This window comes from Streptomyces sp. KR55 (assembly GCF_052245645.1).
In the GTDB taxonomy this organism is placed as follows: domain Bacteria; phylum Actinomycetota; class Actinomycetes; order Streptomycetales; family Streptomycetaceae; genus Streptomyces; species Streptomyces flavusporus.
Window position 1 is genome coordinate 1 of record NZ_JBQQCE010000244.1, and the last position, 14088, is coordinate 14088.

Here is a 14088-nt window from a genome sequence, read left to right on the forward strand (position 1 = left end):
CGGCCGCCCACCGGGCGGTGCTGCACGGCTGGGGAGGGGCCTGATGGGAACCCCGCCGACGCCGCAGGGCGGCGGCACCATCGACGTCAAGCCGTCCAACCTGCACCAGGTGGCGGGCGGCTTCGCCGGGCAGCAGACGCCCTTCGACAAGGCGGCCAAGGACTTCGTCACCGCCCTCAAGGAGTATCCGGACGCGGGCGGCCACGGGACCGCGGCACGGGCCTTCGCGACCGCCTACGTCAAGGTCGGCAACCGCTTCCTCGACGTGTGGGCGAAGTCCGTGGTCAGCATCGGAGGAGCGGCCGTCGGCTTCGCGACGACGGCCAACAACTACGCCAAGGCCGAGGCTGCCAACGACGCCTCGGGCCAGACCGTCGCGCAGACGCAGCCGCCGCCGGTCGTCATCGACAAGGTGCCCGACTACGGCTCGGTGCCGGACCTCAAGTGGGGCGACGACGACGGCGGTGACGACTTCATCCGCACCATCCTGGAGTGGATCCCGGACGTGGTGTGGCATGTCATCCGTCCGCTGCTGGAGCATGCGTTCCGCTGGGGCAAGGTTGCCGAGGTCTACCCGTTCCCACAGCAGCACTACCTCAACTCGTTGTCCCATGCCTGTTCGAATACGACCATGGCGCTGTCCATCACGGAGAGCGGTCTGACCGGGCTCGTCGGCAGCATCACGCAGCAGAGCAACAGCGAGTGGCACGACGCGATGCGGAAGTTCTGCAGCTCGCTGTGGGGGACGACGGACTGGGGGAAGAGGCGGGAAGGCTACGAGTGGAAGCACAACAGCGCCGTCGGCCAGACCGCGAGCCATCCGGTGATGACCGTCCTGTTCGACACCGCGAGGAAGGTCAGCGACCTCCTGCGCGAGTTCGCCGAGGCCGCCGTCGAACTGAACGGCAAGGTGTGGGACATCTACATGGAGGCGGTCAGAGAGGCCGTCGGCAAGATCGACCTCAGTGACGGCGTCGACCTCAACGACGTCAAGGAAGGTGCGAAGGGAGTCGGCCGCTTTCTGAAGGGGCTTGCCACAGGCGCCGCGGAACTCGGTGCGGAGATCACGCTCAACATCGACACGGCCGCCCTGAACGCCGTCGTAGAGGCCTACAACCGCCGCGTCAACGCGCTCACACCCCAGCTCGATGCACTCATGGGAGCGTTGGACGAAGCACATCGCAGCGCGCCGACCTACGCCGCGGAGGAAGCGCGGGCCGAGGCCTTCGGCGCACGGGCGCTCAACGAATTCAAGCAGGAGCACAAGTACACGACGGACGCCGACGAGAAGAACCACTTCTACCCGATCGACCTGGCCAACGCGGAGGGCCTCTACGGCGGCCACAGCGTGGACAAACACGTCGGCAAGACGGACGAGCAGCTCGCGCAGCGGCTCAGGGACCAGCAGGTCGTCCGTCCCGACGGATCGGTACGGCCGCTGGCGGCATCGTCGTTCACGGACCTGGCCTCCGCGCAACGACTCACTCAGACCACCCTTGACGACATCGACAACGCCGAGAAGATCGAGCGCTGGCTCGACCGGCTGGAGCAGGAACCTGTCCCCAACGAGAGATCGACCCTGACCCTGGACAAGACCTTCAGCGAGGTGACGGGGCGCACCATGACGCGGACCGCCTACGACGCACACGGACTGCAGACACAGGCGACCGACGCGCACGGCGTCAATGTTGTCCTCCGGTACAAGAGAGGTATCGATCCACCGTTCATCGTCCTCACGTCCATGCCGACCGCATGACGTCCGGCGACAGAAACTGGAAGCGGAAAGGAGCAGCGGCCGGCCGTGACTGCCTACACCGGCGCCGTCTTCAACAACGGGATGGTGGCGAGGCTCGTCGACATCCTCGCCTCGGCACGCGAACGAGGCGGGACGGCACCGTTCGCCGACGAGATCGCGCGCATCAACCGAACACTGGACAGCTGCGCCACAACGATGTGGGCCATGCCGAGCGCCACGCTGGCAGCCCTCCTCGACCTCATCGCCGAGGAGCTGAGGACATCCCCGGACCGGGACCTGCCGCCGGGTTTTCTCGCGAGACTCGACGCGGCCGCCGGGGATCAGGACCGGCTGGAGTTCCTGGCACACACTGCCTCATTGCTGCGTACGTCGCAGCGAGAAGGGATCGTCCGCTTCGAGGTACTTCCGATGTCTCCCTGGGAGGCGGAGCTGCGGTACGCCCGCCTGCGGGACTTCTCCTGGTGGGTCGAGTCGGATGAGTACGAGACCTTCGAGGAAGGCGTGCTCGCCGGTGTGACCAGCGAGCATCCAGGAGGCTGCGCGCACCTGCTCCCTCCCTTGATCGCGGAGCTGCACGCGGCTCTGCTGCTCGACAAGGACGCCCGCTCCGCCGTCGGCCTCAGGTCCGTGGTCCCCTGGGCCACGCCGCCGATCCTGCGGGAAGTCCTGCGGGCCGCCTCCACCCACCTCCTCGAAGCACATTGAGGCCGTTTCCGTGTCCCGACCGAACCGTTCCGCGACCTATCCAGACCGGGAAACCGCCCAATGGGCCACCCAACAGGCCGTCACCGCCAACGAACAGCTCATCCATCGCTGGCTTGCCCAGTCGACCCGCCCGCGCCTGACCATCGAGGCCGCGTGGCCCTCCCGTCCCGACCCGGTGGGCCGGGTCCTGCTCCAGGCGATGATGCTGGCGGGCCGCGAGCCCGTCGACGTACGGGCGGTCCGGGTGATCCTCAGGCGGGACACCACACGCCCACACGGCTTCGTCGTGCACGCCACGTTCCCGATCCACCTGTAGAGGCCGCCGTCCTATGCCCATGAGCCCCATCGAGCACGATCGCCGGTACGGCGAGCTGGACCAGGTCATGCGCGCGTACGTCGGGCAGCCCGCCGACGACACGGAGGACGGCCTGAGCGCTGCCCTCACCGCCTACCTGCGGCACACCTGGCACACCCGTCCCTGGGCCCTCGGCACCGCCGAGGCGCAGCTGCGGGAGTACGCCCGTAATCCCCCGGGGAGTCTGCGCCTGCGCCTCGGCGAGTTCTACCCGGTGCCCGACGTCGGCCTGCCCGAATCCGGCATCCAGGACTGGCTGCTGCTCATCGCCGACCACATCAGGCGCAGTGTGGAACAGGGCGAGGTGCCGCCTCCGTCTGTCCCCATCACCCACTGGGAGTGGCACGCCCGTTTCCCGGAGCTGGGGCAGTTCCTGGGTGGATGGTTCTCGCAGGACATGCCCGACGAGTTCGGGACGGAGGACGATTCTCATGGCGCGGCCGTCGCCGACTACGCCGCCACCACGGATCCGCAGATCGTCGCCCGTCTCGTGGGCGAGCTACGGGAGTTGCTCGCTCTGGACCTCGACGAGGCGGACTACGCCCTGGCCGTTGCCGAACTGGGTATGGAGGTCGATCCGCCGACGCCGTACTCGCCGAGCGGGTGGCTGGCCACAGTGGCCGAGCGGCTCGGGACGCCGCGGCCCGACTACGGGCCGGGGGCGGCACCGCCGTGACGGCGGCGCACGGTCGGTGGCGCAGGTCGCTCGCGCAAGGTGTTCCGGGTCTCGTTTGCTACTGGCCAGTAGTCATCAGTTGAGCGGGTCGGTTAGCGTATGAGCTCATCCGAAGGGCCTCCGTGAGCCCCTTCGCGACACCCCGCCGGAAAACTTCGTGAAGTTCTTCACAAGGAATTGGGCCCTGCTGGAGGGCGGAAAGGGTCCGGTTGCCCCTTCCGGGGGCCCAGCAGCCCTTGAACGCGTTCAGAAGGCTGCTGTAGGGGTGTACTGGAAGGCTCTCGCGGAAGCGTGTTTCGACCGGCTCACAGGGGGGTCGGCGACTCAGAGAGGCAGCTCACGCGGCATTGACAACGGGTCGTACCGCCCCTCGGTTCCCGGGCGTGACCATGACCTGCGTCACGTGGGCCGGGGAGTGTAACACAAGGCCTGCAGGAGCTTGTGAAGGGGCGCACGAACTACCCCCCCGAGGCGGGTGGATACTCGATGGCATGAGCACCACGGAGCGTCCCAGGATCCTCGTAGTAGGCGGTGGGTACGTAGGCCTGTACGCAGCTCGGCGCATTCTCAAGAAGATGCGCTACGGCGAGGCGACCGTCACGGTCGTCGACCCCCGGTCGTACATGACCTACCAGCCCTTCCTCCCCGAAACCGCCGCCGGCAACATCTCCCCGCGACACGTCGTCGTCCCGCTGCGACGCGTGCTCCCCAAGGCGGAGGTGCTCACCGGCCGGGTCACCACCATCGACCAGGACCGCAAGGTCGCCACGATCTCCCCGCTGGTCGGTGAAGCGTACGAGCTCCCCTTCGACTACCTCGTCGTCGCGCTCGGCGCGGTCTCCCGCACCTTCCCGATCCCCGGCCTCGCCGAGCAGGGCATCGGCATGAAGGGCATCGAGGAGGCCATCGGTCTGCGCAACCACGTCCTCGAGCAGCTCGACAAGGCCGACTCCACCACCGACGAGGAGATCCGCCGCAAGGCGCTCACCTTCGTGTTCATCGGCGGTGGCTTCGCGGGTGCGGAGACCATCGGCGAGGTCGAGGACATGGCCCGCGACGCGGCGAAGTACTACAACAACGTGTCCCGTGAGGACATGCGCTTCATCCTCGTCGACGCCGCCGACAAGATCCTTCCCGAGGTCGGCCCCAAGCTCGGCCAGTACGGCAAGGAGCACCTGGAGAGCCGCGGCGTCGAGATCTACCTGTCCACCTCCATGGACTCCTGCATCGACGGCCACGTGGTGCTGAAGAACGGCCTGGAGGTCGACTCCAACACCATCGTGTGGACCGCGGGCGTCAAGCCGAACCCGGTCCTGGCCCGTTACGGCCTTCCCCTCGGCCCGCGCGGCCACGTCGACACGGCGGCGACCCTCCAGGTCCAGGGCACCGACTACATCTGGGCCGCGGGCGACAACGCCCAGGTCCCGGACATCATCGGCCGCAAGGCCGGCAACGAGAACGCCTGGTGCCCGCCGAACGCCCAGCACGCCCTCCGCCAGGCCAAGGTCCTCGGCGACAACGTGATCTCCGGCATGCGGGGCTTCCCGCAGAAGGAGTACTCGCACGCCAACAAGGGCGCGGTGGCCGGGCTCGGCCTCCACAAGGGCGTGGCGATGATCGTCATGGGCAAGATGAAGATCAAGCTCAAGGGCCGTCTCGCCTGGTACATGCACCGTGGCTACCACGGCCTCGCGATGCCGACCTGGAACCGCAAGGTCCGCGTCCTCGCCGACTGGACGCTCGGCATGTTCCTCAAGCGCGAGGTCGTCTCCCTGGGCGCGATGGAACACCCGCGCGAGGAGTTCTACGAGGCCGCCAAGCCGGCACCGGTCGCTGCCGCGAGCAAGCCGGAGGAGAAGGCCAAGGCCTCCTGACCTCCGGTCGCTGAACACCCCGAAGGGGCCGCCTGCCATCCGTGGTGCGGGCGGTCCCTTTTGGCTTGTCCCGCCCGTGTGAGTACGGGTGCTCATGTGCCTTGCGCCGCTTCGGTGTTGGGTGGGATCCAAGCATGGCCGGATCTCGATCACTCCTGGCGACGGGCCGAACTGGAACTGTCACTCCTGCCAGTTAGAGTTTCTGATGCGGCCATGGGCGTCGGGCAGTTCTTGCTGTACGGGGAGGGCGTTGTGTTACCGAGCGAGAGCGGATCGGCGCTGGGGGCATCGTGGGCGTACGGCCTGTTCGATGCGGCGCGGGACGCCGTCAGTGACGTGGTCACCGAACTCTCGTCGTTCACCGGCTTCCAGAAGCGCATCGACGAGCTGATCCGCGGCCTGAAGGGATCGGAGGCCGGCCCGGAGAAGGTGGGCCAAGAGCAGCTCGCACGCACCCAGTTCGGCGGCGGAGACGGCGACTGGGCGGAGGCCTCGGGTCTGTTCACCGCGTACGAGACGGTCATCAGCGAACTGGAGACCCTCTCCAAGCTGCTCTCGGACTCCATAGAGGGCATGGGCATCGCCGTGCTGGCCTCACACAAGGGCTACCAGAACATCGACCTCGACATCCGCGACCGCATGGCGGCGATCAGCGCGGAGACGACGGAGCACTACGGCGGTGCGTACGATCCCGAGCTTCCGCACAAGAACCGGGGCAGCGGCGCTCAGACCGGGGCCGACGACGACGCGGGAGACGCAGGAGACGCGGGAGGAACGATCTGATGCCGGCCAAGGGCCCTGGTGGCGGTACGTCCTTCGAGGACATGAGCCACGAGCAGATGCTGGCCTGGCTGGACCGAGCGAACGCGGGCACGGTCCAGGCCGCGGCCGACCGGCTGGTGACGGCGGCGAAGGAGATCCGCAAGATTGCCGAGGAGCTGAAGGTCCGTCCGCAGTGGGTGGAGTGGAAGGGCGAGGGCGCGGACGCGTTCCGCACCTGGAGCGCCGATCTGGCCAACTCCACCCTCCGGCTGGGCGACTTCAGCGAGGACGCCGCGAAGTGGCTGGGCCAGGCTTCGGGGGCGATCGCCCAGGCGCAGGCGTCGATTCCGCGGGACGCGGGGAGCGCGCAGGCGAACCTGGACGCGGCTCGGGCGACGCGGAACGATCCGGATGCGGCGGCGGTGGCGGCCAAGTCCGAGAGCGAACTCGCGGCACTGGCGGCGCACAAGGAGGAAGTACGGCAGCAGGCGGCTGCGCAGATGCGGAAGTTGGGGGAGACGTATTCGCTGTCGGCCACGCAGATGAACGCGCTGGAGCGGCCCAAGTTTCCGCCGCCGCCGGAGGCGATCGCGCCGGGGCGTTCAGAGGACGTCAACGACCGGCAAGTTCTGGCTCGCCCAGGAGATGCAAATCAGGGCGCTGTGGCCACTTCGAGCGGCGCCGTCTCTGCGGCCCAGGCAGGGGCAGTCGGCACAAGTGAGTCGGGATCCTCATCGCCTGATGTGGCACCGCGTCAGCGCCCAGCAGGGCTGGATATCACGGCACCGACCGAGATCCATATGGACGTCGACTCGGTGGACACCCTGCCCGAGGTAACACGGAACCCGGCGGGCCCGGTAGGGGCCCCGCCCGGGCCCGCTCGCCCTGAGGGCGGAGGACCGTCCCCGACCGGTTTGCTTCCGCCCGCGCTTGGTGGCGCAAAGGGACCTGTGCTTCCGACAGGACCGGGACCGGTGGGCCGTGCTGTGGCGACCGGACGGACGCCCTTGCTGCCCGGTACCGGTCCCGCTGGCCCGCCCACCGGACGCGGTCCCGGCGTGCCCGGTGTGCCGGGCGGAGGCCAAGGTATCGTCGGTGGTCGTCCGGCCACGCCTTCCGCGGGCAGGTCGACGGGAGCCCTTCCGCGCGGCTTGGTCGTCGGCGGTGGGAGCCCAGCATCTCTTGGCCCGGTGGGCCCAAGCACCGCCAGCGGTAGACCTGTCGGGCACGCGAGTGGCCCGCAGGCACAGACTTCCGGGCGCCGGACCTCGTCGCCGTCCAGCGGTGTCGTCGGCGGTAGTCCGCAGCAGCAGGCGGGCCGTGCGGGAGCGGGCTCGACCGGACCTGTCGGCTCGGGTACGGCGGGCCGTGTCGGTGCGGCGCGAGGCGGCATCGCCGGAGGTGTGCCGTCCGGCACGCGGACTGGTGACGGCCGCAATGGTGTCGCTCCTCCCCGCAGCACGCCAGGTTCTTCCCGGACGGACAACAGGAACGGGCAGCACCGCCTCGCGACCGAGGACGAGGAGACCTGGAGGCAGAGCGACGGGCGTCGCATCGTGCCGCCGGTCGTCGACTGACATCAGGAAGGCGAGAGGACTCTCATGCTCAGCAGCAGTACGCATCACAGGCATCGCCAAACTGCAGCATTGGCGGCGCTCGGCATGCTGCTGGTGGGTGTCGCGGGGGTTCCGGCTCATGCGGAGTCGACCCGTGAGCAGCAGTGGCACCTGGATGCCATGAAGGTTGAGCAAATGTGGCAGACCAGCACGGGCGAGGGCGTCACAGTCGCCGTGATCGACTCGGGAGTCGATCCGGCCAACCCTGACCTGAAGGGTCGCGTTCTACCCGGCAAGGATTACGCCTCGGATCAGCCAGGGGACGAACACACGGACTACAGCGGTCACGGCACGGGCATGGCCGGTTTGATCGCCGGAACCGGTGCATGGGGAGGGGGAAGGGGTGCCTTCGGACTGGCTCCGGGCGCCCAGATCCTCCCCATCCGGGTGCCCACCGGAGATACAGCAGCCAACAAGGCTGAAGGGGACAAGCGGTTCAACGAGATCACCCCGAAGGCGATTCGCTTTGCAGCGGACAGAGGAGCCGATGTCATCAACATCTCCTTGGCGGCAACTGAGGGGTCGCCGCAGCTCACTGAGGCGGTGAGCTATGCCCTGGGCAAGGGCTCGCTGATCTTCGCCGGTGTGGGAAACGACGCAGAAGAGGGAAACCCGCTCATGTACCCGGCTGCCACGCCGGGAGTGGTCGGCGTGGCAGCAGTGGGCAAGGACCTTCACCGAGCCGCTGAGTCCCAGCACGGCCCGCAAGTGGATATGGCGGCACCGGGCGAGGACATGGTCGCGCCCTGCGGCAGCGAATCCGGCCTCTGCCGGAGCCACGGCACCAGTGACGCCACCGCCCTGGCCTCCGCCAGCGCCGCCTTGATCTGGTCCGAGCACCCTGCCTGGACCAACAACCAGGTCCTCCGCGTCATGCTCAACACCATCGGCGCCCCTACGGATGGCGCCAAGCGCAACGACTCCATCGGCTACGGCATCGTCCGCCCACGCATCGCCCTCCAGGACCCGGGCGACCCGGGTCCGGCCGACGTGTACCCCCTGCCGGACCTCGCAGCCGTAGCCTCGAAGGCCCCCTCACCTGAGGCTTCCAGATCGGAGGACAGCACTCCCGCCGTAGCCGCGAACGAAGCCGGACAGAGCAGCGGCAACACCATGCTGTGGATCGCCGTGGGCTTCGGCGGCGCAGCTCTCTTGGGAGCACTGACCGTGATCGCTGCTGTCTCCCGCAAGCGCAGGCGCTCCTTGCCACCGGCTCCAGTGCCGACTTATTCAAGCCAATATCCTTACGCCGACCCCACGTTCATGCCACCTCCCGGCGCACAAGACAGCGGCGGTCGATCTGGCCCAGGAAGGCCATCCTGACCTGTACGCCTCACGGACAGCAGGGATCCGCACCAGACCGCTCCGACTACGGAAAATCAGTCACCATGGTCGTCGGCGCGAATGAGGCACGTGATATAGCGGCACTAATGTGAGAGGTTCCGCGATCAGCCAGAAGCGACTGACGCGAAATGGGGATCTGGGAGGGCACGGGGGAATGGCCTGGGACGAGTGGGAGCAGCTCAAGGCCGACGCAGCTCAGAGGAGCTCGACACGCATGCAGCTGAACCAGCTGCCTGCCGACGGCGGCGGAAGCGGGGGCGGTGCCACCGACGAACTGGTGGTCAAGCAGGACGACCTCGGCGCCGTCGGCCATGACGCCTTCAACCTCTACCGGGACCTCCACACCGGTACGGACATCGCCGGCGCGGGCATGAACAAGAGCGGCGTGGGATCCACGATGCAGGCCGCCGCCTCGCTGAAGTCACACGGCTTCGAGATGGGGGGTGCCCTGGAATCGACGGTCGACGTCTGGACATCCCAGGCCAAGACGGTCCTCCAAGCGTGTGCGCACATCTCCAACCACCTCGACTTCAGCAAAAAGCTACACACCGAGGACGACGCCAAGATCGCGGCCGTGCTCCGCAGTCGGGATGGCTCCGCCGCGTCCGTGTCCGAGATCAGCAAGTACTTCAAGTAGGAGCAGGACCGGTGGCCATCAAGTACATGGACCTGGTCGAGGTGGACTTTGGCAAGCTGGAAACGGCTGTCTCCGACTGGAAGAACACCGTCGACAAGCTCAAGACCGCGGCGGACAACGCCCGCGAGGGCATGAAGGCCAAGTCGGACAAGGCTCGCTGGGCCGGTGTGAACGCCACAGTGACGCGTGGCTTCGTCAATAAGACGACGAAGGAGATCGCAGACCTCCACACCGAGGCGAACAGCATCTACCAGGTCCTAGACGACGCCCACCGCGAGCTGGCAGCGCTGCAACGCAAGGTGAAAACCCTGACGGCTGAGGCTGGTAAGAAGGGATTCACCATCCACGACAATGGCGACTGCACAGTCACTGTTTCCCTATACATCCCGCCCGGCACACCGCCGGACAAGGACGACGACCCGGCCGCCCGTCAGTACTACGCCGACGAGATCAGCACGAGCCTCGGCCGCGCGAACGACATCGATCAGTCGGTGAAGGCTGCTCTCGCCCGTGCTCACGGCAAGGACGTGCACAACGCTGGCCACGCCGACTACGACTCGCTCAACGAGGCCCAGGCCGCTCGCGCGGTGGAGCTTGCCAAGAAGGGCGAGCACATGACCAACGCCGAGTTGAAGGAATTCAATCGGCTCATGAAGTACAACGGCACGGAGACCGACGCCGAGTTCGCCACTGACTTCTACAAGGCGCTCGGCCCGCAGAAGACGCTGGAGTTCTACGGTGCCATGTCGCTTGACGGCACTGCTGGTGACGACAAGGCTCGCCTGGCCCTGACCAAGGATCTGCAGCAGTCCATGGGCCTGGCACTGGCCAACGCCACCGACCCGGATCACGAGAACCACCTGTCGGCGGGCTGGGGTGACCAGATGCGCAAGCTCGGTGGGCAGCGCCTGAAGATCGAGGGCGCCGGGCTCAACCAACCCTACGGGTACCAGGTTCTCGGTGGTCTGCTGCGGTACGGGAACTACGACGCGGACTTCATCAACCCCATCGCCGGGCACATCGTCCAACTGCACCACGAGAACCCCAACATGTTCACCATGAACAAGCCCATGACGGGGGGCCTCGATTCCAATCTCGGATACAACCCTTCGGGGAAGGTCGGCGCGGGGTACGACCCGCTGACGAGCGTGCTTGAGGCGCTGGGCCACAGCCCTGAAGCATCGAAGGTGTTCTTTGCCGACGAGACTCCGAAGGTGTACAACGCGGATGGCGCCGTCGACAAGGGCGCGACGCTCGGCTACACGTACTTTGACGAGCTCACGGACAAGAAGTTCCAGTGGCCGGTCGACGGCGAGAAGATCTCCGCGCAGGCCCACGGAGTGGACGCGCTGGGCCACGCGCTGGAGGCCGCAACGCTTGGGCACGCGTGGGACGACCCAACCCCGACGCTGGTCCGCGACGAGGACTCGGCCAAGATCATGGAGAAGGTCGTGCGCACGTACGGCAACGACCCCAAGCTCGTCAAGGACCAATCGATCATCTCGGACAGTCTCGGCCGGATGGGGGCGGGCTATATCGACGACCTGAACTGGGGGCTCGACGAGAATCGCAAGGGCAGCACCTTCGCGCCCGCTTCGGGAGCCGACGGGCATGCCAGGTTCGGTCAGAGCAACACCATCAGTTTCCTCAGCACCATCGGACAGCATCCGGATGCCTACGCGGAGATCTCCTCCGCCGGGCAGGTGTACACCACCAGCGTGCTGGAAGCGCAGGTGGGCGCCGACGGCTCCATCAATGAGGGTCCCGCGCGCGACGCGACTCGCAGTGGCGCCCAGAGCCAGGGAATCCTGGACCAGGCGCGGGTGGACCAGCTCAAAGCCGAGGGAGTCGCTGCGGACAAGGAGTACAACGACGCTCTGGAGAAGCGCAACGGCTGGGTTCAGTTCGGTACGGGGGCGGCGGTGGCAGCCGGTGTGGCCTTCCTGCCTGAGGTCGCCGCTGTCGGCGTTGTGGCGACTGCGATCCCGGTGCTGACCGACACGGGCCAGGGCATGTTGGAACAGCAGATCGGCAACGTCATCGGGGACTGGACAGAGGCGAAGCAGCAGGACAGCAGCGAGGACGTGCAGGAGCAGGCCCGGAACATCTTCACCGCCGGTAGGGCGAACTCCGAATCGCCGGCCAGGAACTTCATGGCCAGCCATCACATCCAAGACAACTCCATCTTCGGGCAAGACCTTGAGGATGCATGGACCGGTGGCTACAACGACGGCATCAACCGTGAGAACCAGCAGGGGCAGTTGCCCCAAACGGGAGAATGAACGTGCTGAGAAGCAACCCCACAAGTCGGCTTGCCGCGACGATGGCCGCTGTCGTCGCGCTGGCGGCTCCTCTCGCGGCCTGCGACAGCGAGAAGCAGGCGGAGAAGCCGAAGACCACGGCCGCCTCGGCGACACTGTGCGGGGTACAGCTCTCGGCAAGCGCCAAGAATGCGGTCCTGGATCTGGTCGGAGGCAAGGAGATCAAGTCGAACGGGTCTGAGGACAGCCTTGCCGACACAGCTCGGGCGCTGGTCTCCGGCTATCGCGTGAATGGGGCCGACGACTACGAGGAGTACCCCCTGTGCACGGCATACGGCCCCGTGGCCACTGTGGGCGCCGATCTGTCCTTCTACCTTTCGGAAGAGGTACCCACCTCGGTCTCGCCGAAGTTCACTCAGTACGACATGGGTGAACTGGCCCTCGCCAGGCCGTCGCACGCCGTCATGTACATGGAGTGCTCCAGTAGCAAGTTCAGTTCCGGCAGCAAGCCCGTATTGGTCGAAGGAGATCTGACAAACGCTCAGGTCCTGTCGAGCGACGACGCGAAGGTGCGCGAAGAAAACCTGAACGTCCTGCACGCGGTCTCCCTCGCCATGGTTAGGGAGCTCGGTTGCGAGGGCGACGCCGGCTTGCCACAGAAGTTCAGCCCGCCCTCGGAGGCGTGAACGCAGACCGCCTCCGGGCTCCAGTTCGGCGTCCGGCAGGTCGAGCGCGTCGCACCGCCTGGACCTGACCGTCCAGTCGCACGTTGCTGTACCGCTTGGCTTCGAGACGCTCGGCGGCGCCGGCGAGACGGTTATGGGAACGCAAACGATTGATTGGCTTCAGGACAACGAGTACAGCAACGATCAGGAAGCCATCGATTCGATTGAGGAGGCGAAGGATCGAGGAGCACGAAACGCGATGACACCGCTCTTGAACTACGCGGATGACGAGCACATGACGCCGCACCAGGTGAGGGATCAGAGCGACACTGACGATGCTCGAGGCTGGTGAGGATGCGTAGGGAAAAGATGTTTGCCGCCCCCGTGCTGGTGACATTGTTGCTCGGGTCGACGGCATGCAGCTCCGGTAACGCGAAAGAGTCCGCCGATCCGGAGAAGACCGCCGACAGTACACGGGAAACCTGTGAAGTGTTGCTGGGTGCGGCCGGTGTCAAATGGGTCAAGCGCAGTAGTGTACGAGAAACTGGCCTGGCCGAGACCAGCGACCTGAAAAGCGCCAAAGACCATTACTATGAGGATGCAAGGGCGTGGGATTCCCAAAGTAATAAGGTGCCTTTCTTTATGGGTTCCGAAGTGTGTAGGGTGGTAGTGAAGGAACAGAAGCCCCACAAGAATTACTTGTCGTTCCGCTACGGTGCGTCCATCTTTCCTTTCGACTATCCATTCGGTAAGAAAACAGGAATCTATGACGCTAAGTCCGTGATTTCTGTCAACTCCGACGTGAAATTTGTGATCTGGAAGGATCGAGACTCCCCCGACCGCTACTCCGTCTACGTGAAGTGTGGGGTGCCCGGTGCGCCCGCGGGACAGGAGACGGGCGTGCCGATCGAGGGTTCCATGACCGACACCCTCACGGGTGAAACCACAGCCGAGAACCACCTGAAGTACCTGCTCTATTCTGCCCGCGTGGTTGCGCAGACCTTCGACTGCCAGAACAAGCCCACGGTGCCGGAGGAGTTGCCCGCTGGCTTGCAGTGACTCGATGACAGTGTTATTCCGATGTGGGCAGCCCGAATTAGCCTCGATTCGTTAGCCGCAGCCCCGCGACTTTCCCGAGGAACTGCCCCGCTACGAGGACGACTGATGAATGACGAGGAGATAGTCGCGCACTTCGACGGACGCGGCCGTGTCGAGCTGTTGACCGGCCGCCTCTACGCGTCGAGAAAGCGCCGGCTCGAGGAGATCACCTACGAGCTCGGCTACCGGTTGCTCTCCATCGAGAACCTCGGCCACGCCGGTGTCCGGCTCCGCTACGAACGCGACGACGCCCCGCATGCCCGCCGCCGGGCCGAGCAGACCATCGAACGGCTTCGCGCGGGCGGCCCGGTGCTGCCGGCCATCGCGCCTCCTCCACCC

General features: G+C 66.4%; 12 protein-coding genes and 1 pseudogene. All 13 read left to right on the forward strand.

Annotation, left to right across the window (positions count from 1 at the left end; all coding sequences use genetic code 11):
• Positions 1 to 43 precede the first annotated feature (43 nt).
• A complete protein-coding gene (locus ACTWQJ_RS30300) occupies positions 44 to 1756 on the forward strand; it encodes an RNase A-like domain-containing protein (protein WP_443309714.1) in 1713 nt (570 codons plus the stop codon).
• A 45-nt stretch (positions 1757 to 1801) separates the two neighbouring features.
• The gene (locus ACTWQJ_RS30305) at positions 1802 to 2461 is read left to right on the forward strand and encodes a hypothetical protein (protein WP_443309715.1); all 660 of its coding nucleotides are present in this window, start codon (positions 1802 to 1804) and stop codon (positions 2459 to 2461) included.
• A 10-nt stretch (positions 2462 to 2471) separates the two neighbouring features.
• Positions 2472 to 2777 (forward strand): RNase A-like domain-containing protein, encoded by a 306-nt coding sequence (locus tag ACTWQJ_RS30310; RefSeq protein ID WP_443309716.1) that lies wholly within the window; start codon positions 2472 to 2474, stop codon positions 2775 to 2777.
• A 13-nt stretch (positions 2778 to 2790) separates the two neighbouring features.
• Positions 2791 to 3492 (forward strand): contact-dependent growth inhibition system immunity protein, encoded by a 702-nt coding sequence (locus ACTWQJ_RS30315; protein ID WP_443309717.1) that lies wholly within the window; start codon positions 2791 to 2793, stop codon positions 3490 to 3492.
• Positions 3493 to 3983: 491 nt separating this feature from the next.
• Positions 3984 to 5366, forward strand: a complete 1383-nt coding sequence (locus ACTWQJ_RS30320) for an NAD(P)/FAD-dependent oxidoreductase (RefSeq protein WP_443309718.1) — start codon at positions 3984 to 3986, stop codon at positions 5364 to 5366.
• Between the two features lie 213 nt (positions 5367 to 5579).
• Positions 5580 to 6149 carry a hypothetical protein gene (locus ACTWQJ_RS30325; RefSeq protein WP_443309720.1) on the forward strand — a complete coding sequence of 190 codons (570 nt, stop codon included), beginning with the start codon at positions 5580 to 5582 and terminating at the stop codon, positions 6147 to 6149.
• Positions 6149 to 7705: a translation initiation factor IF-2 gene (locus ACTWQJ_RS30330; protein WP_443309721.1), complete on the forward strand. Its 1557-nt coding sequence runs from the start codon at positions 6149 to 6151 to the stop codon at positions 7703 to 7705. Before ACTWQJ_RS30325 ends, ACTWQJ_RS30330 begins: the two co-directional genes overlap by 1 nt.
• Positions 7706 to 7729: 24 nt before the next feature.
• A complete protein-coding gene (gene mycP, locus ACTWQJ_RS30335) occupies positions 7730 to 9067 on the forward strand; it encodes a type VII secretion-associated serine protease mycosin (protein WP_443309722.1) in 1338 nt (445 codons plus the stop codon).
• Between the two features lie 175 nt (positions 9068 to 9242).
• Entirely contained in the window at positions 9243 to 9725 is a 483-nt protein-coding gene (locus ACTWQJ_RS30340; RefSeq protein ID WP_443309723.1) for a hypothetical protein, read from the forward strand.
• An 11-nt stretch (positions 9726 to 9736) separates the two neighbouring features.
• Entirely contained in the window at positions 9737 to 12007 is a 2271-nt protein-coding gene (locus ACTWQJ_RS30345; protein WP_443309724.1) for a hypothetical protein, read from the forward strand.
• Between the two features lie 2 nt (positions 12008 to 12009).
• Complete coding sequence (locus ACTWQJ_RS30350; RefSeq protein WP_443309725.1) at positions 12010 to 12672, forward strand: hypothetical protein; 663 nt, start codon at positions 12010 to 12012, stop codon at positions 12670 to 12672.
• Positions 12673 to 13020: 348 nt separating this feature from the next.
• A complete protein-coding gene (locus ACTWQJ_RS30355; RefSeq protein ID WP_443309726.1) occupies positions 13021 to 13710 on the forward strand; it encodes a hypothetical protein in 690 nt (229 codons plus the stop codon).
• Positions 13711 to 13815: 105 nt separating this feature from the next.
• Positions 13816 to 14088 (forward strand): annotated as a pseudogene (locus tag ACTWQJ_RS30360) (hypothetical protein); the annotation flags it as partial.